The 26379-nt window shown below is 75.7% G+C and carries 20 protein-coding genes and 2 pseudogenes; 5 read left to right on the plus strand and 17 right to left on the minus strand.

Going from position 1 to position 26379, the window contains the following annotated elements; genetic code table 11:
• Nucleotides 1-119: 119 nt before the first annotated feature.
• Nucleotides 120-278, minus strand: coding sequence for a hypothetical protein (locus ABZ721_RS37995; RefSeq protein ID WP_358793390.1), 159 nt, complete (start codon nucleotides 276-278; stop codon nucleotides 120-122).
• 74 nt (nucleotides 279-352) lie between these two features.
• Nucleotides 353-853, minus strand: coding sequence for a hypothetical protein (locus ABZ721_RS38000; RefSeq protein ID WP_358793391.1), 501 nt, complete (start codon nucleotides 851-853; stop codon nucleotides 353-355).
• Nucleotides 854-1117: 264 nt separating this feature from the next.
• Between ABZ721_RS38000 and ABZ721_RS38005 the strand changes: the two genes are divergently transcribed.
• Nucleotides 1118-1333 carry a hypothetical protein gene (locus ABZ721_RS38005; RefSeq protein ID WP_358793392.1) on the plus strand — a complete coding sequence of 72 codons (216 nt, stop codon included), beginning with the start codon at nucleotides 1118-1120 and terminating at the stop codon, nucleotides 1331-1333.
• A 116-nt stretch (nucleotides 1334-1449) separates the two neighbouring features.
• On the plus strand, nucleotides 1450-1695 hold the full coding sequence (locus ABZ721_RS38010; RefSeq protein ID WP_358793393.1) for a hypothetical protein: 246 nt from the start codon (nucleotides 1450-1452) through the stop codon (nucleotides 1693-1695).
• Between the two features lie 388 nt (nucleotides 1696-2083).
• On the opposite strand, the gene ABZ721_RS38015 is transcribed toward ABZ721_RS38010, so the two are convergent.
• Nucleotides 2084-2875 (minus strand): FkbM family methyltransferase, encoded by a 792-nt coding sequence (locus ABZ721_RS38015; protein WP_358793394.1) that lies wholly within the window; start codon nucleotides 2873-2875, stop codon nucleotides 2084-2086.
• 115 nt (nucleotides 2876-2990) lie between these two features.
• On the opposite strand from ABZ721_RS38015, the gene ABZ721_RS38020 reads away from it, so the two are divergent.
• A complete protein-coding gene (locus ABZ721_RS38020) occupies nucleotides 2991-4337 on the plus strand; it encodes a DUF4185 domain-containing protein (protein WP_358793395.1) in 1347 nt (448 codons plus the stop codon).
• Between the two features lie 85 nt (nucleotides 4338-4422).
• On the opposite strand, the pseudogene ABZ721_RS38025 reads toward ABZ721_RS38020, so the two are convergent.
• From ABZ721_RS38025 to ABZ721_RS38045, 5 genes and pseudogenes are all read right to left on the minus strand, one after another.
• Nucleotides 4423-4566, minus strand: a pseudogene (locus tag ABZ721_RS38025) (Trm112 family protein); the annotation flags it as partial.
• A 63-nt stretch (nucleotides 4567-4629) separates the two neighbouring features.
• Nucleotides 4630-5370 (minus strand): annotated as a pseudogene (locus ABZ721_RS38030) (methyltransferase domain-containing protein); the annotation flags it as partial.
• Entirely contained in the window at nucleotides 5343-6698 is a 1356-nt protein-coding gene (locus ABZ721_RS38035) for a hypothetical protein (protein ID WP_358793396.1), read from the minus strand. The pseudogene ABZ721_RS38030 and the gene ABZ721_RS38035, both read right to left, overlap by 28 nt.
• Entirely contained in the window at nucleotides 6695-7321 is a 627-nt protein-coding gene (locus ABZ721_RS38040) for a methyltransferase domain-containing protein (protein WP_358793397.1), read from the minus strand. The genes ABZ721_RS38035 and ABZ721_RS38040 overlap by 4 nt, the downstream gene beginning before the upstream one ends.
• Nucleotides 7318-8382 (minus strand): DUF3068 domain-containing protein, encoded by a 1065-nt coding sequence (locus ABZ721_RS38045; RefSeq protein ID WP_358793398.1) that lies wholly within the window; start codon nucleotides 8380-8382, stop codon nucleotides 7318-7320. The genes ABZ721_RS38040 and ABZ721_RS38045 overlap by 4 nt, the downstream gene beginning before the upstream one ends.
• A 317-nt stretch (nucleotides 8383-8699) precedes the next feature.
• On the opposite strand from ABZ721_RS38045, the gene ABZ721_RS38050 reads away from it, so the two are divergent.
• The gene (locus ABZ721_RS38050) at nucleotides 8700-9839 is read left to right on the plus strand and encodes a glycosyltransferase family 4 protein (RefSeq protein WP_358793399.1); all 1140 of its coding nucleotides are present in this window, start codon (nucleotides 8700-8702) and stop codon (nucleotides 9837-9839) included.
• Between the two features lie 38 nt (nucleotides 9840-9877).
• On the opposite strand, the gene ABZ721_RS38055 is transcribed toward ABZ721_RS38050, so the two are convergent.
• Nucleotides 9878-10819, minus strand: coding sequence for a hypothetical protein (locus tag ABZ721_RS38055; RefSeq protein WP_358793400.1), 942 nt, complete (start codon nucleotides 10817-10819; stop codon nucleotides 9878-9880).
• Nucleotides 10816-15459 (minus strand): alpha-(1->3)-arabinofuranosyltransferase family protein, encoded by a 4644-nt coding sequence (locus ABZ721_RS38060; protein ID WP_358793401.1) that lies wholly within the window; start codon nucleotides 15457-15459, stop codon nucleotides 10816-10818. Before ABZ721_RS38060 ends, ABZ721_RS38055 begins: the two co-directional genes overlap by 4 nt.
• A gap of 152 nt (nucleotides 15460-15611) precedes the next feature.
• Between ABZ721_RS38060 and ABZ721_RS38065 the strand changes: the two genes are divergently transcribed.
• Nucleotides 15612-15761 carry a hypothetical protein gene (locus ABZ721_RS38065; protein WP_358793402.1) on the plus strand — a complete coding sequence of 50 codons (150 nt, stop codon included), beginning with the start codon at nucleotides 15612-15614 and terminating at the stop codon, nucleotides 15759-15761.
• Here the strand turns inward: ABZ721_RS38065 and ABZ721_RS38070 are convergent.
• From ABZ721_RS38070 to ABZ721_RS38100, 7 genes are all read right to left on the minus strand, one after another.
• Nucleotides 15739-16692 carry an alpha/beta hydrolase gene (locus tag ABZ721_RS38070; protein WP_358793403.1) on the minus strand — a complete coding sequence of 318 codons (954 nt, stop codon included), beginning with the start codon at nucleotides 16690-16692 and terminating at the stop codon, nucleotides 15739-15741. The genes ABZ721_RS38065 and ABZ721_RS38070 overlap by 23 nt on opposite strands.
• A gap of 124 nt (nucleotides 16693-16816) precedes the next feature.
• Nucleotides 16817-17623 carry an ABC transporter ATP-binding protein gene (locus ABZ721_RS38075; protein ID WP_358793404.1) on the minus strand — a complete coding sequence of 269 codons (807 nt, stop codon included), beginning with the start codon at nucleotides 17621-17623 and terminating at the stop codon, nucleotides 16817-16819.
• Nucleotides 17620-18585 (minus strand): iron ABC transporter permease, encoded by a 966-nt coding sequence (locus ABZ721_RS38080; protein ID WP_358793409.1) that lies wholly within the window; start codon nucleotides 18583-18585, stop codon nucleotides 17620-17622. Before ABZ721_RS38080 ends, ABZ721_RS38075 begins: the two co-directional genes overlap by 4 nt.
• 94 nt (nucleotides 18586-18679) lie before the next feature.
• Nucleotides 18680-19744: an ABC transporter substrate-binding protein gene (locus ABZ721_RS38085; protein WP_358793405.1), complete on the minus strand. Its 1065-nt coding sequence runs from the start codon at nucleotides 19742-19744 to the stop codon at nucleotides 18680-18682.
• A gap of 89 nt (nucleotides 19745-19833) precedes the next feature.
• Nucleotides 19834-24342: an amino acid adenylation domain-containing protein gene (locus ABZ721_RS38090; protein WP_358793406.1), complete on the minus strand. Its 4509-nt coding sequence runs from the start codon at nucleotides 24340-24342 to the stop codon at nucleotides 19834-19836.
• Complete coding sequence (locus tag ABZ721_RS38095) at nucleotides 24329-24619, minus strand: phosphopantetheine-binding protein (protein WP_358793407.1); 291 nt, start codon at nucleotides 24617-24619, stop codon at nucleotides 24329-24331. The genes ABZ721_RS38090 and ABZ721_RS38095 overlap by 14 nt, the downstream gene beginning before the upstream one ends.
• A 43-nt stretch (nucleotides 24620-24662) precedes the next feature.
• Complete coding sequence (locus ABZ721_RS38100; RefSeq protein ID WP_358793408.1) at nucleotides 24663-26270, minus strand: long-chain-fatty-acid--CoA ligase; 1608 nt, start codon at nucleotides 26268-26270, stop codon at nucleotides 24663-24665.
• Between the last annotated feature and the right edge of the window lie 109 nt (nucleotides 26271-26379).

Here is a 26379-nt window from a genome sequence, read left to right on the forward strand (position 1 = left end):
GCCGCAATAGCGGGACGATAGGTGGCACTCTGGCGCGAAGTAGCCGTCCGCGGCTCCCTGCGGGATGGGCCGCACGACGGAGTCACGATCCGGCCGGGCGCCGGTGGGGCGGGCAGCGGTCAGGCGCCGTCGCTCTGCGCGGGGCTCGGGGCCGGGCGCTCGGAGATCTCCCCCGGGTCCTGGGCGGCGGGCCGGCCGGGCTCGCCCTCCGGGGCGGCGGCGCGGGCGACTTCGGCGCGCAGCATGGCGTTCAGGGCCGCGAACGGGTCGATGGGCATGAAAGGTCCTCCGGGGTCGAGACGTGGGGTGCGTGCGGAGCGGAAGGGGGCCCAAGAATCGGGCCCCGGACCGGTCAGCAGCGCAGCACCACACAGCTCAGCCCCAGGAGCCCGGCACCGGGCCGTTCACCGGCCGGCACCGGGACGCCGCGCGGCGGGGCGGCCGGGGCGGGGTGGACGCCGGCGCGGGCCGCGTGGCGCACCGCCCGCGACGACTCGGCGGCCCGCTGGGTCCGGGGCGCCCGCACCGCGGTGCCCGCCTCGTCCGGGTGCTCGTCGGCGGCGGACAGCGCCTCGGCCACCACCGCGCGGGGCTGAGCACCCGGATCGGCCGTCAGGCACGGCGAGAGCACCCCGCCGACCAGCAGGAACAGGGCGAGAACGGCCAGCAGGACGTCCAGGGCGACGTGGCGCCCCCGGCGCGGCCCGCCGCTCCCCGGGGGGCCTCCCGCAGCCAACGCCGCCAGGGGCCCGCGGACGGCGGCGCCGAGCGGGCCCGCACCTCCGGCAAGCGGGCGGGCGACACCGGTCCGGCGGCACTCGAAGGTGCTGCGGCACGGCGAAACGGCACCCATGGGTCGGACCTCCTGGTCACCGGTCCTATCCTCATTCGGTCCGCCGATCACCTCCCGGCGGTCGGTGTCCCCCGCTTGGCCTGCGGTTTCATCCGAATCGGTGAGTCCGTGCACCCACCGCGCGCCGGGCCCGGGCCCGGCCGAATGCCCACGCGGAACGCTCCACGTGGGATGCTGGGAAGTGACGGCCGCCCCTGAGGCGGCGATCGCCACCGTCCGGACCGTTCCGGGTGGCCCCGTTCTGTGAAACCTGACGAAGGTGCCATGACCACGCTTTTCTCCAACCCTGATCCCTCCACGCCGGTCGCGGCGCACACCTCGCCGGTGCCCTCGACCGACCCGTTCCACCAGGCCGACCTGGGCGACGCGGCGGACGATCACTACGACAACGACGACGAGGACTTCGAGACCGAGGCACCCGTGGTGCCGCCGGCTCAGACGCGCCCCCGGCGCACCTCGCGACCCGCCGCCCGGCGGTAGTCGGCCGCGCGGACGCCGTCGCCCGCACGGCCCTCCGGGCCCCGGGACGGCGTGTGCCGGGCGCGGCGCGGGCGCGGGACCTACGGAGTGTCAGACCCACGCGGCAGACTGTGCACATGGACGCCGCAGACGACGAACTCGCCATCCTGCAAGCCCTGCACGCACATGCCCGCGCCGTGGGCGAGGATCCAGGCCTGGTCGAGGATCTCATCGACCTCGTGCGGGGTTTCGGCTCGCTCGACGCCGCCGCCGAGGCGTCGGCGGAGGCCGAGCGCCGCACGGACAGCCAGGCCAGGGAGCTGTCCGCCAAGATCGACCTGTGGTGCAACCTGCCCGACGCCGACCGCAGTCGGCCCCGGTAGGCCGTGCGCGTCCACCGATCCCCCCGCACGCGATCCCCTGCACCCGGACATGCGTCGGCCCCGCGCCCGAGGGGGGTGAGCGCAGGGCCGACGGGGCCGGGACGGCGTCCTCACAACGCCGCCCGGCGGGGCACGCCCGGGAACCAGTCGGGCGTTCTGGACTGCGCGCGGCCCGGCCGGCGTGCTCGGTGGACGGGGGAAGACCACCGAGACCTCGGTTCGGACCGCGCAGTTCTATGGTGACGCCGGGAGCACCTCCTGCTCAACCCGGCCTCTCCCCCTGACGCATGCCCGCCGCACCCCTGACCATTCCTCCGAAGCGGCGGGGTCTCTGGCGCGCCGCCGCGAAACGCCCTGTGGGATCGGCCCGGCGCCCGCCCCGAACGGCCTACCGCCGGGCCGCGTTCGTCGTCCGCGGCGGGCCCGGTGCCTCCTCGGGCGTGAAGAGGATCGAGTTGACGTAGCGGGGCCGGGGCCGCAGCGCGCGCCGCACGAGGCCGCTCTCCACCACGTGGGCGAAGCGGCGCTGGTGGTCGGCGAGGTCGAAGGCGCCGAGCGGGATCCAGTGCTCTCCGGGGAGCACCCAGGCGCGGTAGCCCCACCCGCGCAGCAGCCCGGTGATGTCCGCGACCGGCTGGATCCTCGCCTCCGCCTCGACGAACAGGTTGGGCCGGTCGCGGCGCACCGTCTCCCGCGCCCCGCGGAGCACGGCCGTCTCGTGGCCCTCGACGTCGATCTTGACGAAGGTGACCCCGCTCAGTTCGAGTTCGTCGATGGCGACCCGGCGCACCGGCAGGCTCTGACGGTGGAGTCCGGGACGCCGCTCCAGGGAGGTGAGGCCGCGGGACTCGCGGCCACCGGGGTCGGCGAGCCAGATCCGGGCGTCGCCGCCGCGGTCGGACGCGGCGGCGTCGAGCACGGTCACCGAGGGCGGGACGGCGCAGCGCAGCGTCGCGCACACCTCGGGCACCGGCTCGAACGCCACGACGCGGTCCACCCGCCGGGCCAGGCACCGCGACCACGGCCCGTACCAGGCACCGACGTCCAGGGCGGTGCCGTGTGGCGGGCAGATCTCCTCCAGTCGGGCGAGTTCGGGCTCCTGCCGCGGATAGAGGACGTCGATTCCGTAGGCCAGCCAGCGGGCCGGCAGTCGGGGTCCGAGGGTCGCTGCCAGGGTCATCTGTCCCCTCCTGAGGGGGTGTACGGCATTGCCGCGCGGGGCGGCGGGCTCCTACGCTGGGTTTCGGTGACGCCTCGTCACTTCTCGACGTGACAGCAGGAGATGCCTCGATCCGGTGCGCTGCCGACGTGCGACGTCCCTGACGGCGGCCGTGCTGTGGGCGGCGGTCGCCGGGCTCACCGGCTGCTCGGGCGCGACGGACGGCGGGCCCGCCTCCTGCGGCGGCCTCCATGTCGCCTCCTGGTCCCAGGACGCCCGCGTCACGGCGGAGTTCGCCCGGTACGGCGACGAGGGGGCCGCACCCGGTTCGTGGTCCGGCGGCGACGGCACCCACTCGGTGCGGCTGCCCGACGGCCGGACGCTCTGGCTCGCCGACGACCCGGTCCTGGAGCCGGTCCACCCGCCGCCCAACCCGCTGGGCCAGCCGTACGCCTGGCGCGACACCACCGGCGGCCGCACCCCGGCCTGGGCGCACAACGCGCTGCTGGTGATGTCCCCCGCGGGCCGGCTGGAGCGGACCCTCACCGGGGGCACCGCGACGGCTCCCGGCGCGTTCTTCCCCGACGTGTCCGCGGTCCCGCAGGTGTGGCGCTGGCCGGTGCAGGGCGTGGTGGAGCCGCGCTCGCCCGGCGCGGCGGAGCGGGTGGTGCGGATCCTGCTGTGGGACCGGGCGGCCGGTCCGCCGCCCTGGCTGTACGGTGTCCCGCTGGCGACCGAGGTCGCCACGCTCTCGCTGCCGGACCTGCGGCTGGAGACCATCGTCAAGGTCTCCGACCAGGGCGCGGTCCCGCAGCCCGGCGCGCGGGTGCTGTACGGCGCCACCGCGGTCCGCGCGAACGGCTGGACGTACGTCTTCGGCGGCGACGACGGGCCGGGCCGCACCCCGTCGATGCCCAGCTCGCGCGCCTACCTGGCCCGGGTGCCCGAGGGCCGGCTGGCCGAGCCGGGCGCCTGGCGGTACTGGGACGGAGCCGGCTGGCAGCCGTCCGCCGCGCGGGCCGCACCGGTGCTGGGCGGCGGCAGCGGGACCGATGGCGGGGCGGCGCGGAACGACCGCCGGGGCGTCGGCAGTTCGTTCTCCGTCGTGCGGCAGGACGGCACCTGGGTGCTGTTCACCATGGACGCGGGCGGCCCGGCGGGCAGCGGGCTGAGCGCCGTGGCCACGTACTGGGCCTGCGCGCCGCAGGGGCCGTGGCACGGGCCGGCGGCCGGTTTCCGGCCGCCGCTGCCGCCGGACTCCGCCGGGGGCGCGGTGGTCTACAACCCGCAGGGCCACCCGGAGTTCGACGGGCGGAGCGGCCTGCTGCTCAGCTACGACCTGAACTGGCTGGGGGTCTCCAGCGCGCAGGTGGCCGCCGAGGTCCACCGGAACGCCGCCCTGTACCGGCCGCGGTTCGTCCGGCTGCGGCTGGGGCCGACCGCTCCCCCGTCCGCGCCGGCTACGTCGCCGGCACGTCACTGACGTCCTCCGGCGCGGACCGCCCCCGCCCGACCCGCCGCATGATGACCTCGTGGCCCGGCCCGTCGATGGCCTCGGCGTGGTCGGCGAGCAGGTGCGGGATGCCGTCCACCACCGGGTAGCGGCGGCGCAGCCGGGGGTTGTAGAGGGCGTCCGTCTCCTCGTCGTAGAGCAGTGGCCCCTTGTCCACCGGGCAGGCGAGCAGCTCGAGCAGGGCCTGGATGACCGGCATCCCGTCCTCCGATCGCGGCGGGTTCGGCCGCTCCTGTGGGGTCGCGCGGGGGGTGAGCGGCGTCCGGGCGTGGACCAGCAGGTCCGCGGCGAGCGACGGGGTCAGCCGGAACAGCCGGTCCAGCGGGCGCAGCGGTCCGGGGGTGGCGGGGAAGCACGCGCCGCGCAGGGCGACGATCTCCAGGCCGTGGGCGCGCAGCAGTCCGACCAGCGCCCGGCGGGTGAAGACCCGCAGATGGCCGACGACCTCGCTGCCGGGGCGCCCGTAGATCCCGCGCAGGCTCACCTCGGTGAACAGCGGCTGGACGCCCGCCAGCAGCAGGGCGCGGTTGAACCAGGCGGCCAGGTTCGGGGTGGACAGCAGCAGGGAGCCGCCCGGGCGCAGCACCCGGCCGATCTCGTCCAGGGCCGAGTCGGTGTCCACCAGGTGCTCGATGACCTCGCTCAGGAAGACGATGTCGAGGCTGCCGGTGGCGACGGGCAGCCCATGGCCGTCCAGGGTCGCGCGCACCACGGACAGGCCGCGCAGCCGGGCGCGTTCCAGTGCCTGCAGCGACCAGTCGGCGCCGATGACGGTGTGGCCGCGCGCCCGCCGGGCCAGGGCGGCGGTGGCCGCGCCGTCGCCGCAGCCGATGTCGAGGATGCGCAGCGGGTGCCGGGCCGCGTCCAGCGCGGGTTCGATCATCCGCAGCTGGCGGCGGGCCCGTTCGGCGCCGGAGTCGACCGGGAGCTCCGGATCCTCGTAGAGGGCGCGCGGTACCGACCGTGCGGGGTCCGTCACCGGGGACCTCCTTCCGGGGGCCATGGGGTGGGCGCGCCGCCGTGCACGGCGGTGGGCAGGGCGGCGAGTTCGTCGAGCGCGCCGACGAACAGGGCGGTGAAGGCGCGGGCCGCCGGTGCGTCGAGCACGGCGTGGCGGTGCCGGACGGCCAGGTGCAGCCGGCCGAGGACGGTCAGTGCCGAGACGGACAGGCCGCGCGGCATGGGGGCGGGCGCGGCCAGCCACAGCCCGGTGGTGGCCCCCGCGCCGTCGAAGGCGGGCGGGTCGGGCAGCCGCCCCAGGTTGCTGAGCATCGTGGTGTCGGCGAGCAGCCGGGCGGCCGCCCGGACCGGGCCGACCAGCGCGCGCCGCACACCGTACGGGAGGGCGGGCGAGCCCAGCACCTGCGCGGCGGGGCCGCCCGCGGGCGCGGAGCTGCCCTTGGCGCGCCGCGTCTGGCGGGCGACGGAGGCGAGCAGGTCACCGGGTTCCCCCGCGGCGGCGCTGACCGAGGTCAGCCGGGACAGGTTGCGGATCCCGTCGAACCGCTGCCCGGTGGCGCGGGCGTTGATCGGCATGGTGATGCGCACGGGGCCCGAACGCCGGTGGTGGGTCTCGTTCCAGCAGGCCACCGCCACCGCGAGCGCGGTGATCAGCAGGTCGTTCACGGTCGCGGACCGACGGCGTGCCGCGGTGGTGAGGGCGCTGGTGCGCTCCGCCGAGAACACCTCCAGGACGCAGCCGTACCCCCCGCTGCCGGAGGCGCTGGAGCGGGCGACCCGGACCGCCCGGGGGAACAGTTCCGGACGCCCGTCGCCGGGGGCGTCGGGGACGTGGGGGACGTGGGGGACGCCGGTCACGGGTGGCGCCTGGGGGACGGCGGCTGCCGGACGGGCGGGGGTCCCGTTGTAGGCCTCGGCGACCGATCCGAGGAATCCCAGGCAGCCGATCGCGTCGAAGAGGGCGTGGTGCGCGGCGAGCAGCACCCGGTCGCCCCCGTCGGACGGGAGGAGCCGCAGGCGCAGCGCCGGGGAGGACGGCAGCGGCACGTGGGTGTCCATGAGCCGGCGGCGCTCGGTGTCGGGCTCGGCCCCGGGGGCCGCCACCGTCAGCGGGTCGAGGTCGGGGCCCGAGGGGATCTCCCAGGCGCTGCGGCGCCGCCACGGTCCGCCGGGCGCCCGGCGGGCCCGCGCCATGGGGTGGGCACCCAGCGCGGCGCCGACCGCGGCCCGCAGCCGCCCGGCGTCGATCCGCCCGGCCAGGGCCAGCTCCAGCAGGATCAGGTTGGGTTCGCCGCGCCGTTCGAGCAGGTCCGCGCTCTCGTCGACGGCGGTGAACGGGATCGCGCCGGTCAGCGGCGGGCCGCCGGTCATCGGCACCTCCGCAGGGTGACCTGGACGGCGAACCCGCGCAGCACGGGCACGCGCAGCAGGCCGCGCAGCGGGCGCGGGAAGTACCGCGGGCCGGCCTCGACCAGGACGACGTCGGACCGGCCGCGCAGATGGCGCAGCAGCGGCCGGGTGCGCACCGGGTAGCGGGTGTGGCCGCCGGGCGAGGACCAGTTGGTGAACGCCAGGCACACCATGCCGTCCACCCGCGTCACCCGGATCAGTTCGTCCATCAGGCCCACCGGATCGGGGATCCGGCCGAGGACGTCCGAGCAGTAGCAGACGTCGGCCGCACCCTCCAGCAGCGGGAGCCAGTACCCGTCGCCCACGACGGTGGCGGGCCCGGTGCGCGCGGGGACCGGGAACGGGTCGACGACCACGCAGCGCGCGCCGGCGGCCTCGAACGCCTCCGCGCACCAGCCGTCGCCGCCGCCGACGTCCACGACGGTCCGCCCCTCCAGTTCGCAGCACCTGGCCACCTGCTGCACGCAGTAGCGGGCCCGCAGCCGGCGGAAGACGGTGCGGTCGCCGCCCTGGCGGGCCAAAGCCCGCACCAACTGGCCCACGGTGGCCCGCCGCAGGGGATCGGCGGCGGAGTCCCCGCTCACCGGGCCGCTCCGGCGACCGGCCGCGACCCGCCGCCCGGACCGCCTGAACCGCCTGAACCGCCTGAACCGTCCGGCCCGCCGCTTCCGTCGCCGCCGGCCGCAACCGCCGCCGGCCGGGCCGGAGGCCGGGCGCGGTGGCCGCGCAGCAGCATCAGGACGCCGCCCGCGGTGCACAGGACACCGAGCACGAGCGTGCCGACCGGCAGCGGCCCCTTGAGGGCGGCCAGCCCGTCGTGCTTGCCGCGGAACTTGTCGACCAGCGCCTTCTCGGTCTCCGGTGTGGAGTGCAGCCGCACGTCCAGCACGGTGGCCGCGGTCCGGTCGCTGCCGGGCAGCCGCAGCGTGATGATCTGGTGGCTGGAACCGGCCACCGGCGCCCCGGTGAGCGAGTCGACGAGGTTCACGGCGGCCGGATTGGCGTAGTACTCGTCGACGGTGACCAGGTCCTTGCCGGCCGGGAGCCCGACGACCGACGGCGGCACCCGCATGGTCCCGATCCGGACCGGCGGGTCCACCTTCAGGGTGTACTCGTTGAACGTCCGGCCGTAGAGCCGGCGGGTGCCGGTGTACTCGGCCGGGAAGGACCGGCCCGCGGTGGCGTCCCAGACCCGGTAGGTGCGGTGCCCGGTGTCGAACGGGTACTTCAGGTACGCGTCGGCGCCGATCGCGGTGTCCCCGCCGCAGCAGCCGCTCGACACGGTGGTGTGGCGGTCGAAGACCCAGCGGTGCGTGCTGAGGTTGAACGCCTCGCGCGCGTCGGCGAGGTGGACGCTCCGGGAGGTGTCCAGCCGGGTGGAGACGTCCCAGATCGCCTTGCCGGCCTTCCGCCCCGCCTCCGCGTCCCCGAGCAGGTGCCGGGAGACGGTGAGGGTGTCCTGGGTCAGCTTGCCGGTGTCCGGGTCCAGGTAGGTCCCGGGGCCGGAACTGACGTCGGTGAAGTCCATGTCGTACGGCGCCACCTGGACCTGCGGCAGCACGTACCAGCGCAGCATCGGGGCGAGGACGAGGAAGAAGATCCCCGCCCCCAGGGCGAGGAAGGCGACGATTCGTCGGCCATGCATCACGTCTCCCTGACTCGTTGCCGAAGGGATGCGCACCGGCTGGCTTTATGCTGACGGAACGTTAGGAATACCCTGACAAACTGTCAAGAACCAGCACCGCTCCGGCGGGATTTCTGGCCTGTTACCCGTGCGTTCCCTGGGCGGTCCGCGCCGGACGGAAGCGTTCCGGTCCGTTCCGCCGCCGGCCGGCGGGCCCCGCCGAACGAGGTGCCGGATCGGGCGCTGTCGCGATTGACGGTTCGTCAGCGGCTTTCTACGGTAGGGCCTCTTCCTTCTCGTCGCCACCCTCGTCACCACCAGGCGAAAGGACCCCGACCATGACAACCGGACCCGCCCCACCCCGTCCGGCTCCGTACGTACCGCTTCCCGCACCCCCGCGGCCCGCACCGCACGTCGGTTTCCTCGCCGGCCGCGACCTGGCCAGCCCGCAGGCCGGCGGCTCGGAGCTGCTCGTCGACCGGCTGGCGCACGGGCTCACCGAGCGCGGGCACCGGGCCACGCTGCTGTGCGGCGGACCGGTCGGCGCCGGCCGCCCGTACCGCGTCATCCGCAACGGCGGCGCCTACAGCCAGTTCCTCGCCGCCCCGCTCACCGTCCGCCGCCGGCTGCGCGACTGCGACCTGCTGGTCGAGGTCTGCAACGGCCTGCCCTACCTGGTGCCCCTGTGGCTGCGCGGCACCCCGTCGGTCTGCCTGGTCAACCACGTGCACAGCGAGCTGTGGCGGATCCGCTACCGGCGGCCGATCGCCACCGCCGGCCGCTACGCCGAGACCGTGCTGATGCCGCACGCCCACCGCGACAACCTGTTCGTGGCCGTCTCACCGTCCACCGCCGCCGCGCTGGAGGACATCGGCGTCGGCCGGGAGCGCATCCGCGTCATCACCAACGGCGTCGAGGACGCCGACGCCATCACCCCCGAGTCCCCCGAACCGCTCTTCCTGGCGCTGGGCCGGCTCGCCGACTACAAGCGCATCGACCTGCTGCTGCGGCTGTGGGAACGGGTCCGCCCGGTCACCGGCGGCACCCTGGTCATCGCCGGGGACGGCCCGGAACGGTCCCGGCTGGAGCAGCTCGCCGGTGCCGACGTGCTGTTCACCGGGCGGATCTCCGAGCCGGAGAAGCAGCACCTGCTCGGCGCGGCCTGGCTGCTGCTGCACCCCGCACAGGTCGAGGGGTGGGGGCTGGTCATCACCGAGGCGGCGGTGCGCCGCACACCGGCGGTCGGCTTCGACGTCCCGGGACTGCGCGACTCCGTCGCCCACGGGCGCACGGGGCTGCTGACCGGCACCGAGAGCGGGTTCGCCTCGGCGTGGGCGAGCCTCGCCCTCGATCCGCGACGGCGCGCGGCGATGGGCGACGCGGCCCGGCGCCGGGCACTGGACCTGCAGTGGACGGAGACCGTCGACCGGTTCGCGGGCGTGGTGGACGAGGCGCTGGAACGGGGGCGGCGCCGCTGAGCGGCGGACGGGCCACGCGCTCGGCGGTGCCCCGGCGGTCACGTCACCCGGCGGTGCCGCCCCTGCGGGCGCCGGCGCATCGGCAGCGCGCTCCTGGCGGGGACCACGGCCGCGCCCGGCGGCGCGGCGGGCGCCGCCGTGGCGCGCTGCCGCAGGGCCAGCACGCCGAGCGAGACCACCAGGGCGGTCCACCGCAGGCCGAGCCGCACCGGGTCGGCGGGCAGCGGCTCGCCGAAGATCAGCGTCCCGCTGACCATCACGTGCGCGTTCCCCACCACCACCTGGGCCGGCACGAGGACCGAGGCCTGGGAGCGCTGGAGCCCGATCTGCAGGGCGCCGAGCATCAGGACGGCGAAGGCGCAGCTCAGGTACGGGTACGGCGTCGCGGCCAGCGCGGCGGGGGCGTGCCGTCCGGTGCGCGCCAGCACCGCGGCGCACGCCTTGCCCAGCAGCCCGCCGACCCCGTTGAGCAACCCGACGGCCACGCCGTAGACCACGCCGCCGCCCGTCCGTCCGGCGGCGGCGAACACCAGCACCGCCACCGCGCCGGACAGCGCGGCGACGAGGGTCACCGCCAGCGGGTGGTCGGCCTGGGCGACCGGTTCCTCCCGCGGGTCGTACGACAGGCCCAGCATCACCAGCGAGCAGCCGATCACCACGAGCGCCCGGCGGTCGGCGCGGCTGACCCGCTCCTTGAGCACCAGGGCGGAGCCCGCCACGACGATGGCGGGGCCGACCGCCAGCATCGGCTGGGCGACGGTGATCGGCAGCAGCGCCATCCCCGTCACCTGGCAGGCCAGTCCGAGCAGCATCAGCACGAACCCCAGCAGCCACAGCGGCCGTCCGAACAGCGTCCGGAAGAGCGCGACGGGCGCCCGAGCCCGCAGGGCGGGCAGCGCCGTCAGCGCGGACTTCTCCACCAGCACACCGACGTTGTAGAAGACGGCGGCGAGCAGCGTGACGACGAGGCCGGCGATCACGCGGGGGCGTCCGGCGGCCGCGGCCCCGGCGCATCCCGCGGCTCCTCCGGGGGTTGCTGCTCCGGGGGTTGCTGCTCCGGGGGCGGCTGCTTCCGGTGCTGCTGCTCGGGGAGTTGCTGCTCCCGGGGCTGCCGCTCCAGGGGTTTCTCCTGCTCCTCCCGCGGACCGCCGGGACCGAACCGCTGCGTGCGGGGCCCGAAGAGGTCGTCACCGAGCCCGCCCGGCGCACGCGTCGGCCGCCCGGTCGGCCCGGGGGCCGGATCGCGCGACGGAGCAGAGGGTGGACCGCCGAACAGGTTGCCGTAGGGGTCGCCAGGCGCGGCACCGGGCCCGTCCGGACCACCCGGACCCGGACCGCCCGGATCGCGGTACGGCCGCCGGAAGCGCTCGGCGAGCGGCCCCGCCCAGGGCCCGCCCGGGGTCACGGCCGCGGCCAGCGCGGTCAGGGCCAGCCCCTGGGCGACGGGCCCGAACGCGCCGCGCCCCGGCGCCAGTCCGTCCTGAGCGGCCACCGCGGCGATGACGGCCGCGGCCGTCATCGCGACGACGGCGACCACCGGGGCGACCGACGCCCGCCACCGTGCCAGCAGGGCGATCGCAACGGCGACCAGCGCCATCGGGCCGCCGACCACCACCAGGACGAGCACGGCCACCACCGCCGCGGCCGGCGCCCCCGCGGGGCGCTCGGCCGACTCCGGGTGGCCGGCGCCACGGCGGCGGCCGAACGCCCCGCAGGCCGCGGCGGCGACGACCAGCGCCAGGACGGTCCCGATCAGCAGCGCGAGGTGGTACGCGGTGGCCGGGCGGTAGTGCAGGCGCAGGGTGCCCGCCTCGCCCGCCGGGATGACGTAGCCCTGCTGCCAGCCGTCCAGGGTGACGGCCCGCAGTTCCTTGCCGTTCAGGGTCGCGGTCCAGCCGTCGGCCCGGTTCTCGTGGACCTCGACGTAGGCCTCGGCGCCGGGGCCGACCTGCACGCTGCGCTCCTCGTCGCCCCACTCCCAGCGGGTCAGTTCGCGCACCGGCCGGTCGGCGGGCGCCGAGGCGCGCAGGCTCTCCTCGGCCACCGACCCGGTCAGCACGGCGTCGGTGAGGACGAGGGGCACTCCACTGCCCGGCGAGCTGATCCGGTGCGTCCCCGCGCGCAGGTCGAGCTTCTCCTGGTCCGTGCAGAGCGTCAGCCGGATCGGCAGCCCGTCGGTGAGGTCGCCCAGGGTGCCGCTCGCGGAGGTCGGGTACTCGGTGTTGTCCACCGAGACGGCCGGGCCGCTGCCGCACGGCAGCCGGAAGGGGCGGGACGCGTCGGCCGGGGGGTGCCGCAGGTCCGCGAGGGCCGGGAAGTGCAGCTCGGCCAGGCCCAGCGGAAGCGGCAGCCGGGTGCCCGTCACCGCGTCGTACGACGTCAGCCGCTTGACCTGGGGGAACGTCACATCGATGCGGTCGGTGCGCAGCGCGGGGCTGAACACGACGTGGCCGTCGGCGTCGACGCTGCCCTCGCGCACGCCGTCGGGGCTGCTGATCCGGACCGAGAGCGGGGGCGCCGAGATGCCTTCCGCCGCCTTGAGGTAGAGGTCGCCGATCGTGCGGTCACCGGTCCAGCCCAGGTGCAGTTCGGGGTCGGGTCCGGCGGCGATCCAGCCCGTCAGGTAGGAGCCGTCGACGAGGTTGGCGGGGCGGAACTGCGGCAGTCCGCCGAGTGCCGCGGTGCCGGTGACCTTCAGGTCCCCGGTCGGGCCCGCGGTGGTCTCCAGCAGCCGGTCCAGCTCGGGTCCGGGCGCGGCAAGGGCGCTGAGCTGCGTGCCGAACGTCTCGTCCCGGTCGGTGGTGAAGATCCGGGCGAGCCGGGTCTCGGGGTCGGCGGAGCCGAGCAGGCCCGAGGCGGCGACCTGGCGCTGGAAGGAGAACAGCACTCCCCCGGGGCCGCTGGTCGGCGTGTCGTGCGGGACCTTCAGGTAGCGGGTGACCCGCACCTCCGGCACCGACACCTCGCTGATGCCGGCCCCGAACCCGCCGGGGCGGGCCCCCTCGGCGGCGGCGATGGTCAGCTTCAGGGTGGTCGTCCCGCCCTCCGGCGCGCGCAGGACCTGCTCCCGGTCGTCGGGGGTGACGGTGTCGGTGACCGAACCGGCATCGGTGGTGACGGTGATGCGGGTGGCGACCGGCCGGAACGGACTGTCGGCCAGCAGCCGGACGGGGACGCCGCCGGACAGGTCCACGCGGCGGCCGAAGTCCACCCGCAGCCACTGCCCGGCCGGAGTGGCGGCGCTGCCCTCGACCCACGCGGTTCCCGGGTCCCCGTCGAAGGCGTTGACGGGATCGTAGGCGGGTGACTGCAGCAGCCACGAGCCGTAGGTGGAGGCGGTGACGGAGGCCGCGCCGTCGATGACCGCGGTGGTCTGGTGGCCGGCCGCCGGGAACGCCGGCAGCAGCTGGCGGGGCGGGTCCCCCGCGCTGCCGTCCGCCCGGCCCGGCGGGTTGGTGCCGGAGGCGGTGTACGTGTACGAGGTGTTGTCGCGGATCAGCCCGAAGGAGGTGTCGGTGCGCCGCAGTCCGTCGGTGACGACCAGCGGGCTGGTGTCGGAGCCGGTGGCGTCGCCGGTGAGGGAGACCGCCCGCCCGTTCAGCAGACCGCCCGCCGCGGCCGGGAGCAGGGACTCCGGGCCGCCGCTGAGCTGCACGGCGCCGGAGTCGGGGAAGACCTGCACCGGGTCCTCGGGGCGCAGCGTCGGGTCGGTCGCCTCGTAGATCTCCACGGCGCGGTGCTGCTGGTCGATGGCCTGGATCTGCAGGGGCGTGCCGCTGCGGATGGGACTGGCCGGGGTGATGGGGCCGAAGCCGGTCACCAGCCGGAATCCCGACAGCCGCAGGGTGCGGTGGTACAGCGCGGGCGAGATGAACTCGAACTGGTCGGGGTCGAGGTCGTGCCGCACGACGACGTAGCGGATGCCGCCGCGGGCCAGGTAGGCGGCGAGTCCCGGCACCGTGCTGCCCGATGCCATGGCGCGCTCCGCGCCGTCCAGGTAGCGCTGCGAGCCCGCGCCGCCCATCGGCACCAGCGTGCGCTGCACCCAGCCGGACTCCGCGTACGGCTGCAGCACGTCGTCGGTGGTGGTGCCCCAGGCGTAGTAGCCGTGCGAGGCGGCCGGCTCCAGCAGCGCCCGGCCGTCCCCGCCGTGCCCGGCGAGGTAGGTGGCGGTGTCGCGCCAGTAGCCGGGGACCTCTCGGAACGATCCGCTCTGCAGCACCCGCCCGCCCAGGTACGGCAGCGCGGCCCCCAGCAGGGCGGCGGCGAGCAGGACGGCCACGGCGCCGCGCGGCAGCACGGCGGAGCGGCGCGGCGGCTCGCCCGGCCGGCGCCGTGCGGGGGGCGGCTGCCGCCGCGGGTGCGGCGGCTCGCCCAGCAGGTGCGCGAGGCCGATCACGAGCGGCAGCGCGATCAGCGGCTGGAACTTGTAGACGCTGTGGAACGCCTGCCCGGGCCCGTCGAGGAAGTCCTGCAGCGGGCCGTGGAAGGGGCCGCCGAGCCGCCCCGGGTACACCGCCATCGTGGCCACCGCCCCGGCGCACACGCTCCACCGCAGCCAGCGCGCCTCCGGCATGCCGGACCGGGCCAGTCCGCCCAGTCCCAGTGCCGCGACGAACCCGGTGCCCGCCACCGCCCAGCCGGTGCTGACCAGCACCCAGCCGGACGGCAGCGCGGGCGTGCCGAAGTTGAGGTAGTCCAGCCAGTTGCCGGTGCCGCGCAGGGCCTCGGTGGCCGCCATGGTGCCGGCGGTGGTGTGCGGCGTCTCGATGTACGGGAGGAAGTTGAAGCCGTAGCCGCCGAGGAGCAGCAGCGGCAGCCACCACCACGCCGTGATCAGTGCCACGGCGCCGAGCCACCAGCCGAGCAGGGCGCGGCGGCGCGGCCCGGGGGCGCGGGTCAGCAGGTACAGCAGCGGGGCTGGCAGAACGGCGAGCACCGACACGGCGTTGACGCCGCCCATGCACAGCACGGCGACCCCGGACCGGGCGGCGCAGCGCAGCGGGGAGGCTCCTTCCCGCGTCCCGTCCACGAGCGGGACCAGCACCCAGGGCAGCAGCGCGAGCGGCAGCACGGCGGCGGACGTCGAGCCGACGAGGGCGGTGAGCGTCGGCCACAGCGCGTACGCGAGGGCGGCGACCAGCCGGCTGCCGGCGGTACCGACGGCGAGGCGCTCCGCCAGCCGGACCGCGCCCCAGAACGCCACGGCCACGATCAGCGACATCCACAGCCGCTCGACGATCCACGGCGGCAGTCCGATCCCCTCGGCCAGCACGTAGAACGGCCCCATCGGGAAGGCGTAGCCGACCGCCTGGTCCTGGAGGCCGCCGAAGCCCTGGCGCGGGTTCCACAACCGGCCGAGCCCGCCGAGGAAGGAGCCGGGGGTGAGGACCACGTCGAGTTTGGTGTCGAAGACGATGCGGCCGGGTGCCTGGAGCAGCAGCCCGAGGAAGGCGGCGGCCCACACCCCCACCGCCCAGCCGCCGCCGAGGCGGTCGCCGCCCCGGCCGGCGAGCCAGCCGCGGAGCCGGGGGCGGCGCGGGCCGCCCGGCCCGGGGCGCGGTGGCCGCCGGGCGCCGGTCTCCGCGGCGGACGGTCCGGTGACATGGGTGGCACTCATGCTGCCCCTTCCACGGTCCGGGTGATCGAGCACTCGTGACGGGCGTGGCTGGCGGGTTACGCTATTGCTGAGCTGACAAACCGTCAATAATGTGTGCGTAGCCGCCCGGAGGAACCGGAGGGCAGACGGTGACGCACGCAGGAGGCGGACCGATGGGCGCACAGGTCCTTCTGATCACCCTCGCCGTCGTGGTCGCGGGCGCGTCCCTCGCGGTCGCCGCGGCGTTCGGCCTGGTCAACGTGAACGACCCGCCACCGCAGCAGCGGAACGTCCCGCTCATCACGTACGGGGTCTCGTCCTGACGGCCGCGGGCGCCCGCCGCCCGGCCGCGTCCAGCACGTCCCGCACGGCGTGGGCGATCACGTCGGGCCGGTCGACCGGCACCAGGTGCCGCGCGCCCGGCGCCATGCGGTACTGCCCCAGCGGGCTCATCGCGGCCAGCTCCCGGTGCGGCCGCGGATCGCTCAGCGGCCCGGAAACGACCTGAAGCGGCACCTCGGGGAACCGAAAACCGACCCTGAGGGAGCGGAGTTCGGCGTTCAGGTCGCGGAAGAGCACCCGCTCCACGAGCGCCGCCGTGAGGCAGTGGCCGGCGCCGTAGGCGCTGCGGTACGCGTCGCCGGTGTCGTCCGGGTCGCGGCCGGTCCGGGACTGCGTCCGCACGCCCTGCCGCCGGATCGCGGGCGCCACCAACTGGCTCAGCCCCACCCGCCGGAACAGCTCGCCGACGCCCCGCGCGGCCAGCACCCGCGCCCCGCGCAGGCGCTGCGGCGGGGCGACCTCCCGCTCCGGGGCCGCCTCCACCAGCACCACCCCGGCGGTACGGTCGGGCAGAAGCCGGGCGAACGCCTCGGTGTACAGGCCGGCGAGCGAGTGCCCGACCAGCACGACCGGGCCGCCGGCACCGGCGGCGTCCAACACCGCCGCGAGCCACCGGGCCCGGCCGGCGAGCGTCGGCGGCTCGGGCGCCGGCTCGCTGCGGCCGAGGCCGGGACGGTCGACGCGGATCAGCCGGCAGCTCCCCTCCAGCGCCCGCACCAGCCCTTCCCAGCCGAGCCACGCCCCGCCGAGCCCCGCGCCGAGCACCACCGGGATCCCGCCGGGCGGACCGTCCTCCACCACGTGCACCGCGCGGCCGGCCACCCGCAGGAACCGGCCCGGCGGGCGCCCGGGCGGCCGCAACGGCGGGGCCAGGCGCGGTGTGCGGACCACGGCAAAGGGGCTGGACGGCATCGGCGGCCTCCTCGAGGACCGGCAGGACCGAAAGGACCGGAAGACGGCGGCGGGCAGCGGAACGGCCAGCCTTCCACCGCAACTGACGCCTCGTCAATCACCGCAGGAGCAGCGGGCCGCCACGTCACCCGGCGGCGGTGGCGGCCCGTTCGACCAGGTGCAGCGCGAGCGGGTCGGCCGCGTAGACGATCCGCACGACACCGTCGGCATGCCGGTCGGCGCTCGCCGCGACGCCGAAGACGTCGCGCAGCACCGCCGGGGTGAGCACGTCCAGCACCGGGCCCGCCGCGACCACCGCGCCCTGCTGCAGGACGACGAGGTGGTCGCAGAGCCGGACGGCGAGGTCCAGGTCGTGCAGGACCGCCAGCGTGGTGGTGCCGATGGCCCGGATCAGCGAGAGCAGCTCGAAGCGCGCCCGGATGTCGAGGTGGTTGGTCAGCTCGTCCAGCACCAGCAGGTGCGGGCGCTGGGCCAGCGCCCGCGCCAGCAGCACCCGTTGCCGTTCCCCGCCGGAGAGCGAGGCGAAGTCGCGGTCGGCCAGCGGGCGCGCCCCGCACTGGTCCAGCGCCCGGTCGACCGCCTCGTGGTCCTCGGGTCCGTCCCGGCCGAGCAGGCCGTGGTGCGGGGTGCGCCCCAGCGCGACGATCTCCCGCACGCACAGCCCCGTCGCGTGGCCCACGTCCTGCAGCACGGCGGCGGTGCGGCGGGCGGCGGCGCGGGCGGGGATCGTCCAGATGTCGTCCCCGCCGACCCGCACCGCCCCGCACTCCGGCCGCAGCGAGCGGTAGACGGAACGCAGCAGCGTGGACTTGCCGCTGCCGTTGGGCCCGACGAGTCCGACGATCTCGCCGGACGCCACCTCCAGGCACACGCCCCGCAGGATGGGCCGGTGGTCCAGGGTGATGTCGAGCTGGTCGACGCTGAGTCTCATACGGAGTCCAAGCTCTTGTTGCGGCGCAGCAGCCACAGGAAGAACGGCGCGCCGAAGAGGGCGGTGAGGATGCCGAGCGGCAGTTCGTTGGGCCGGTCCAGGGTGCGGGACAGGAGGTCGACGACGACGAGGTAGATCGCGCCGGTCACCGCGGCCAGCGGCAGCAGCCTGCGGTGGTCGGCGCCGACGGCGAGCCGCACCAGGTGCGGGATCATCAGGCCGACGAAGCCGATGCCGCCCGCGACCGCGATGATGGTGCCGGTCAGCAGCGAGGACAGCACCAGCAGCGCGGCCCGCAGCCGGTGCACCTCCACCCCGAGCGCCGTCGCGGACTCGTCCCCGGCCAGCAGCGCGTTCAACCGCCGCCCGTAGAGCGCGAGCAGGACCGTCGTCCCCAGCACCGCGCCGCTCACCAGCGGCAGCTGGCTCCACTGCGCCCCGGCGACGCTGCCGAGCATCCAGAACATCACCGAGCGCAGCTCGTTGGGGGTGGCCCGCAGCTGCAGGTAGCTGGTGGCCGCGAGGAACAGGTAGCCGATGGCGACCCCGGACAGGACCAGCCGGGTGGGCGCCAGCCGGCCGCCGCGCCGGCCGAGCAGGAAGACGAGCGCGACGGCCGCGGCGGCGCCGGCGAACGCCGCCGAGGAGACGCCCAGTCCGCCGAGGGCGCCGGTGGTCAGCGTCATGACCAGCACGGCGCCGAGCGACGCCCCGGACGAGACGCCCAGGACGTACGGGTCGGCCAGCGGGTTGGCGACGACCGCCTGCAGCACGACGCCGGCGACGGCCAGGCCGCCGCCCGCGAGCGCGGCGAGCAGCACCCGGGGGATGCGGAAGTTCCAGACGATCTGGTCCTGGACGGGGTCGCCGGCGAAGGTGCCGCCGGTCAGATGGGCGAGGACGATGTGCCAGGTGTCCCCCAGGGGGACGCTCACGGCTCCGATGCCGACGGCCACCATCATCACCAGGACGAGCACGGCGAGCAGGGCGGGCAGGAGCACCAGGACGGGCAGCGGGGAGCGGGCACCGAGTGCGCGTGGGGTCATCTGCGGCGCGTCAGAGGGCGTCGGGGTGCAGCATCCGGGCGATGCGCTCGACGGCTACGTCGTTGCTGGGCCCGAGATAGACGGAGTCGGACAGGACCGTGAACCGCTGGTCCCGGGCGGCGTTCCACTGCGGGAACCGCGCGAGCAGCCGGCGCGCGTAGCCGGCGGCGTCCGGGTCGTGGTAGCTGACGACGACGAGCGCGTCGACCTGCGCGGCGGCGACCTTCTCCTTGCTGAGGTCGGCGAAGGAGTTGGTCGTGACGGAGGCGAAGGCGTTGGCTCCCCCGGCCTTGGCGAGGATGTCGTTCCAGATGCCGACCCCGGCGATCGAGCTGAACTCGTTCGCGCCCATCGACATGTTGGAGAAGATCACCATCACCTTCGACGGCGGTGTGGTGCCGGACGCCGTCCGCAGCTTGGCGGCGACCTTGCTGCTGACGGCGGCGACGCGCGCGCGGGACCCGGCGATCAGCTGCTCGGCGCGGGCGCTGACCCCGAAGATCCTGCCGAGGTCGCGCAGCATCGAGTAGCTGTCGTCGATGGACGGCGGGCCCTTCACGGAGGTGGCGTCGTCGCAGCCCTTGACCGGCATATAGGTGTGCGCCCCGATCGACGCGAGGTCCTTGCGGGTGGCGTAGCCGTTCTTGGGGTCGAAGCCGAACCCGGTGGTGGACAGCACGAAGTCCGGCCGCAGGTTGAGCATCGCCTCGCGCGGGATGTCCTGGATGTCGTTGAGCTTCACTCCCCCGGTGGGCAGCTTCGCGATCGCCTCGGCGCGGCCGGGCACCTCCGACATGCCGTACGACTGGGCGTTGGCGACGATGCGGTCCCCGAGCCCGAGGGCGAGCATCGAGGACACCTCGGCGACGGACGCGCCGTTCATGACGACGACCCGGCTGGGCGCCCTGGTGTAGGTGGTGGTCTGCCCGCAGTCGGTGACGGTGACCGGGTAACCGGGCCCCGGCGGTTCCGCTTTCCCGGCGGAGGCCGCCGTCGTGGACGAGGTGCCGCAGGCGGCGGTGGCCAGACAGAGTGCTCCGACCGCGAATGCGGCGGTTGGCCGTTTCCATGACATGCGGGCTCCTCCGGGGGGTGCGGACTCCGCTTCAGTAGTCGGAGCGGAGTCCGCCCGGGTTCCCGGCGCCGTGAACCAGATCTTCCGGATCAGCGGCGGGTCTGGCGGGGGACGCGGGGGCGCGGTACGCCGGGCGGCGGCAGCGCCCCCGTCGCGACGCAGCGCTCCAGGTACCGGAAGACCAGCTCGCGGTCGATGGGCGGGCAGGTGACGCCGGTGCCGTCGAGCGCCCGCAGCAGGTTGTCGGCGACGACCCGGCCCAGGCCCAGCTCGGGTTCCGCGACGGCGCCGGCCGGCTCCCCGGCGGCGGAGTCGTCGGTCCAGGAGTCGAAGAACGCCAGCGTGGTGGTGGCGACCTCGGCGGCGCGCGGCAGTTCCGCCCGCCACCGCGCGAGCGGCATACGCTCCAGGGGGTAGCCGAACTCCCCGGCCCAGGCGTAGACGTCGGCGAGCCGGACGGTGGACACGGGGGCGTAGTTGTACACCGGCCGCGCTGCCGGAGCGGTCGCCGTCACGGCGGCGGAGAGCCGTACGACGGCCTGCGCCACGTAGTCCACCGGCGTCCACACCTCGGCCTCGAACAGGTCGGGCACGATGCCGGCCGGGATACCGGCGCGCAGCACGCTCCACAGGAAGTCCCGCTCGTTGACGTACCCGGTCCCCGCCGCGCCGACGACCCGGCCGAGCCGGTGCACGGTGACGGGCAGCCCGCGCTCCGCCGCCTGCTCCACCAGCCGCTCCGCGGCCCACTTGGACTGCTGGTAGCCGTGGACGAGGCCCGGGTGCGGGGGCAGGAACGTCTCCGCCACCTCGGGGCTCGCGCCGGCGGGCGGTGCGACGGACAGGGTGGAGACGAGGTGGAACGGGATCGCGCGGCCCGCCGCCATCCGCAGCAGCTGCCGGGTGGACTCGACGTTGGGCCCGCGCAGGCTCGCGTACTCGCGCATGATGCTGACGGTCGCCGCGTTGTGGTGGATCGCGTCGCAGCTCGCGGCGAGTTCCGCGAAGCGCTCCTCGGTGAGTCCGAGCAGCGGGCGGGCGAGGTCGCCCGGTTCGGCGATGACCCGCCCCTCGGATCCCGGCGGCAGGGTCAGTTCCTGCTCGGCGAGCGCCCGGTGGATCCGGGCCTCGGCCGCCGCCCGGTCCTCGGCCCGCACCAGGCAGACGACATCCGCGTCGGTGGCCCTCAGCAGCTCGGCGAGGAGTTGGGCGCCGACGAAGCCGGTCGCCCCGGTCAGCAGCACCCGGCGGGGCGGTGACGCGGGTGCGGTGACGGCTCCGGCGGAGGTGACTCCGGCCGGGAGGGTGATGTCCTCGTCGAGCACGGCGTCGGCGAGGACGGCGTCCGGCACCGGACCGCCGGGCGCGGCCTCGGGCGCGGCCGGGCCGCGCTGGTCGTCCAGGTGGCGGGCGAGTTCGGCGGCCGTCGGGTACTGGAACAGCCACGCGACGCGGACGTCGGTCGCCAGCTCCACCCCGAGCCGGTTGGCGACCTGGATCGCCTGCAGCGACTGGGCGCCGAGGTCGAAGAAGTCGTCGTCCGGGGCGATGTCCGCGGTGCCCAGGATCCGCGCCCAGGCGGCGATGACGACCTGCTCCGTGCGGTGCACGGCGTCCGCGGCCGGGTCGGCGGTGGCCGGGTCGGCTTCGGCCGGCGCGTCCGCGGCCGGCGCGGGAGCCGCAGGCGGCGCCGCCAGCGCGTTGCGGTCGATCTTGCCGGCGCCCGTGCGGGGCAGCCGGCCGGTGAACAGGACGGCGGACGGGATCATCGCGGCGGGCAGCGTGGCCCGCAGGTGCTCGCGCACCGCCGCGGCGGACGGGGCCGGCGGGTCGGCGACGAGGTGCGCGACGAGGCGGCGGGTGCCGTCCGGCAGTACCTGCCCGACGACGGCCGCCTCCCGTATCCCCGGGTGCGTGAGCAGGACGGTCTCCACCTCCGCCGGCTGCACCCGGTGCCCGCTGATCTTGAACTCGCCGTCGGCGCGCCCCACGAACCGCAGCTGCCCGTCCGCCCCGAGCCGTACGAGGTCCCCGGTCCGGTACGCGCGCGGCCGGTCCGGCAGCTCCGGCAGCGGCTGGAAGCGCGCGGCGTCGCCGCCCGCGCCGCCGCGGTATCCCCGGGCGAGGGCGTCGCCGACGAGGTACAGCTCGCCGACGGCGGAGTCCGCGCCGCCGTCGACGGCCGAGGTGACGACGACCGCCCGGGTGCCGGGCAGCGGGCGGCCGATCGGGACGTCCCCGCGCGCCAGTTCCGGCGCCTGCAGTTCCGCCACGGTGGCCACCACGGTCGTCTCCGTCGGCCCGTACGTGTTGAACAGCCGCACCGAGGTCCCGACGGCGGCCCGCCAGCGGTCCACCCGCTCCGGCAGCGCCGCCTCACCGCCGATGATCACGGTCCGCAGCCGCGGCGGCAGCTGCGCGGCGCCGGTCGAGACCGCGTACGCCAGCTCGTGCCAGTACGCCGTCGGCAGGTCGAGGACGGTGATCCCCAGCCGCTCGCAGGACCGGGTCAGGACCGGCACGGACTCCGTCATCGCGTCCGTGCGCACGACGAGCGCGGCACCGGCGCAGAGCGTCAGGAAGATCTCCTCCACGCTCGCGTCGAAGTGCAGGGGCGCGAACTGCAGGACGCGGTCGTCCGGGCCGATCCCGTACCGGTCGCCCGCCCCCGCCACGAAGTGCGCCAGCGCGGCGTGGCCGATCTCGACGCCCTTGGGCCGGCCGGTGGATCCCGAGGTGTGGATGACGTACGCGACCCGGTCCTGGTCCTGCTCCTGTTCCTGGTCGACGGCGGCAGTCGCCGCGCCCGCGGCGTCCCCGCCGGTCAGGGAGTCCGGTCCGTCCAGCAGCAGCCGCGGCAGGCCGCCGGCCGTGAACCGGTCGGCGTACCCGGACGTGGTGACGACGGCCCGCGCCCCGGACTCGGCGCACAGCGTGTCCAGGCGCGCGGCCGGCGCGCCGGGGTCCACCGGGCAGTAGGCGGCGCCCGCGAGGAGGACGCCGAGGATCGCGGCGACCGCCTCGATGCCGCGGGGCAGTGCGAGGAGCACCGTGTCCCCGGGCACGACGCCCCGCTCCGCCAGCCGGCCGGCGACACCGCGCGCGGCGGCGAGCAGGTCCGCGTAGCCGATCGTCGCGCCGTCGAACGCGACGGCCGTCGCGTCGCCGCGGGTGGCGGCGTGCTCGGCGATCAGCTCCAGGACGGGACGCGCGGGCCGGGGCAGCGGTCCCCCGTCGAGGGTGGTGGCGGTCCGCGCGGGCGGCGCGGTGGCCGCGCGGACGCCCAGCCCGCCGAGCGGGCGGTCCGGGGCGGCCGTCGCCTCGTTCAGCAGGGCCAGCATCGCGTACTGGTGGCGGGCGAGTTCGGGCTCGCTGTACAGCTCCGGGTGCGCGTCGAACGCGAACCGCAGACCCTCGCCCTCGGCCCGGTCGTAGACGTTGACGGACAGGTCGTCGACCGGCCCCGCCGAGACGTTGTGGACGGTGCTGCGGTGCCCGTCGAAGCGCAGGTCGTACTCGAACGGCATGATGTTGACGCCCGGACCGGACAGCCGGCGCTTGCCGCCGACCAGTCTCAGCTCCCGGCGCAGGTGCTCGTACCGGTAGCGCTGGTGCGGCAGCCCGGCGCGCAGCTCCGCCGAGACGCGGGTGGCGAGGTCGCGCAGCGTGTCGCCGGCGCCGACCGCGACCCGCAGCGGCAGGACGTTGCGGACCATGCACGGCACCCGCAGCGACACCGAGCCGAGCCGGCCCATCGCGGGCAGGCTCAGCACCACTTCGGGCTCGCCCGAGACCTGCCCGAGGTATCCGGCGGTGACCGCCAGCACCACGTCGGACCAGGTGACGGAGAGCTCGCGGGCGACCGCGCGCAGCGCCTCGGTCTCCGGCGTGCCGAGGTCCGTCACCCGCCGCAGGAAGGTCCGGGCGGGCAGTGCGGAACGGTCGGCGAGGGTGGGGACCGCCGGGCGGTCGGCGAACCGCCCGGTCCAGTACGCCCGGTCGGCCTCCCGGCGCTCGGAGGCGAGGTAGGCCCGGTCCTCCTCGGCGACCGACTCCAGGGTGCCGAAGCCGCTCTCCCCGAGCGGGGTGCCCTGGGCGAGCGCCGTGTAGACCTGCGCGACGCGGCGGGCGACGAGCGACAGGCCGAACCCGTCGAGCGCGATGTGGTGGACGCGGTGGTACCAGAGGAACTCCGCCGGCCCGGTCTGCAGCAGCGCGTGCCCGAAGACCGGGTCGTGGGCGAGGTCGATCGGGCGGGCCACGTCGCGCCGCATCCAGGCGGTGGCGGCGGCCCGCGGGTCCGGCTCCGCGGTGAGGTCGGCGGTGTGCAGCCGCCAGTCCACGGCCGGGACCGCGATCTCCCACGGCCGGCCGTCGACCTCGGTGAACCGCACGTTCAGCGCCTCGACCTCGCCGACGACGTGGTGCAGGGCCTTGTCGAACGCCGCCACGTCGACCGGCCCGTGGATCTGCACGTACTCGGCGGTGTTGTAGGCGGGGCTCTCCGTGTCGAGCTGGTGGCCGGTCCAGATGCCCTCCTGCCCGGAGAGCAGGGCCCGGCGTCCGCCGGGCGCGGTGCGGTGCTCAGGCGTCGGCATGTGCGCCTCCGGCCTGGCGTTCCGACAGCAGCTGCCACCACTGGGCGAAGGAGGTGCGCTCCGCCAGTTCGACGAAGCTGACCTCGGATCCGGCCGCGCGCCAGCGTTCGGCGAGGGTGACGATGCGCAGCGAGTCCAGGCCGGCGTAGAGCGGGTTCTCCTCCAGGTCGACCTCGTCGGGCTGCTGGTGGAGGAACTCGGCCAGGTCCGCGCGGAAGTCCGCGAGGGTCAGGGCGGTCGGGGAAGGGGAGGGCGTCAGGGGCTCGGGCACAGTCATGTGGTCTCTTTCGCAGTCACGCGGGACGTCGCGGGCGCCGGGGTCAGTTGACCTTGCGCCGGGCGTCGTCCCAGAAGCGGTCCCGCAGCTCCCGGCGCAGGATCTTGCCGCTCGGGTTGCGGGGCACGTGGTCGATGAACTCGTACGTGGCGGGCAGCTTGAACGCGGCCAGCCGTCCCACCAGGAAGCGGTGCAGATCGCGGGGCCTGGGCGGCTCCCGGTCCGGGACGGCGACGACGAAGGCGCGGACGCTCTCGCCCCAGCGCTCGTCCGGCGCGCCGACGACGACCGCCTCCGCGACCCCCGGGTGCGCTTCCAGCGCCGACTCGATCTCGGCCGGGTAGACGTTCTCGCCGGCCACGATGACGGCGTCCTTGATGCGGTCGCTGATGAAGACGTACCCCTCGTCGTCGAGGTATCCGGCGTCACCGGTGTGCACCCAGCCGTCGACGAGCGTCTCACGGGTCTTGTCGGGCAGGCCCCAGTACTCCAGCATCCGCGCCGGGGTGGCCAGGCAGACCTCGCCGACGCTGCCGGGCGGCAGCGTCTCGCCCTTGTCGTCGATGACCTTGCAGCCGATGCCCGGGTACGGTCGCCCCGCGGCCTTCATCCGGGCCCCGCCCGGCACGTGGGCGGCGGGCGGCAGGCACACCGCCGTGTTCCCGGTCTCGGTCAGGCCGTAGATCTGGGCGAAGTCGCTGTCGAACATCGCCAGGCTCTGCTCCAGCAGCGCCTCGGAGATCGGCGAGCCGCCGTAGACGATCTTCCGCAGGGTGCCGAAGTCCGCCGGCCGCACCCCGGGTTCCGCGAGGATCATGCGCAGCATCGCGGGCACCACGCAGGCGGTGGTGATGCCGAGGTCGCGGATGAGGCGGACGGCGTCGGGGGCGGAGAAGGCGCGCATCGCGACCACTGTCACCCCGGCGTTGAAGTTCTGGGTGGCCCACCACAGGCCGCCGATGTGGAAGCCGGGGATGCCGACCAGGGCGATGTCGCCGGTCCGCCAGTCGATCCAGTCCAGCCCCTCCCGGGCCAGCGCGTCGCGGACCGCGAAGAAGCTGCGGTGCGCGAGGACGACGCCCTTGGGCAGCCCGGTCGTTCCGCTGGTGTAGAGCTGGGCTATCGGATCGTCGGGGCCGGTCGCCGGGTCCAGGTCGGCGTCCGGTCGGGCGTCCTTCCAGGAGTCGTAGGCCGGCCGCTCCCCGGTCCGAGCGCCGCCGAGGAGGACGACGGTGCCCGGCGGGTCGGTCGGCATCCCGTCGACGACCTGGGTGAACTCGTCTTCCAGGAACAGCAGTTCGCTCGCCGAGTCCTCCAGGATGTGACTCACCTCGGGAGCGGTGAGCCGCCAGTTGACCGGCACCAGCACCGTCCCGCTCTTGGCGCAGGCGAAGAGGATCACGTAGTAGTGCTCGGACTCGCGGCCGAGGTACGCGACCCGCGCGCCCGGCGCCAGGCCCGCGGCCAGGATCGCGTGGGCGACGCGGTTGCTCTCCCGGTGCAGCTCACCGTAGGTGAGGGTGCGGTCCTCGCAGCGGACGGCCACGGTCCCCGGCCGGCGGCCGGCGTGGAAGGCCGCGGTCTCCCACAGCGTCCGCAGGGACGGGTAGTACGGTTGCTCGTCGTCCTGCGGACGACCCACGGTGCTCACAGCCTCTTCCTTTCCGGTCCGCGCGCCGCCCCCCCCCCCGGGGGGGGGGGGCCCGGGGGGGGGGGGGGGGCCTGGCGGAGCTGGGGGGGGCCGCCGCGGGGGGGGCGTT

Source organism: Streptomyces sp. NPDC006733, assembly GCF_040636125.1.
Taxonomy (GTDB): Bacteria; Actinomycetota; Actinomycetes; order Streptomycetales; family Streptomycetaceae; genus Actinacidiphila.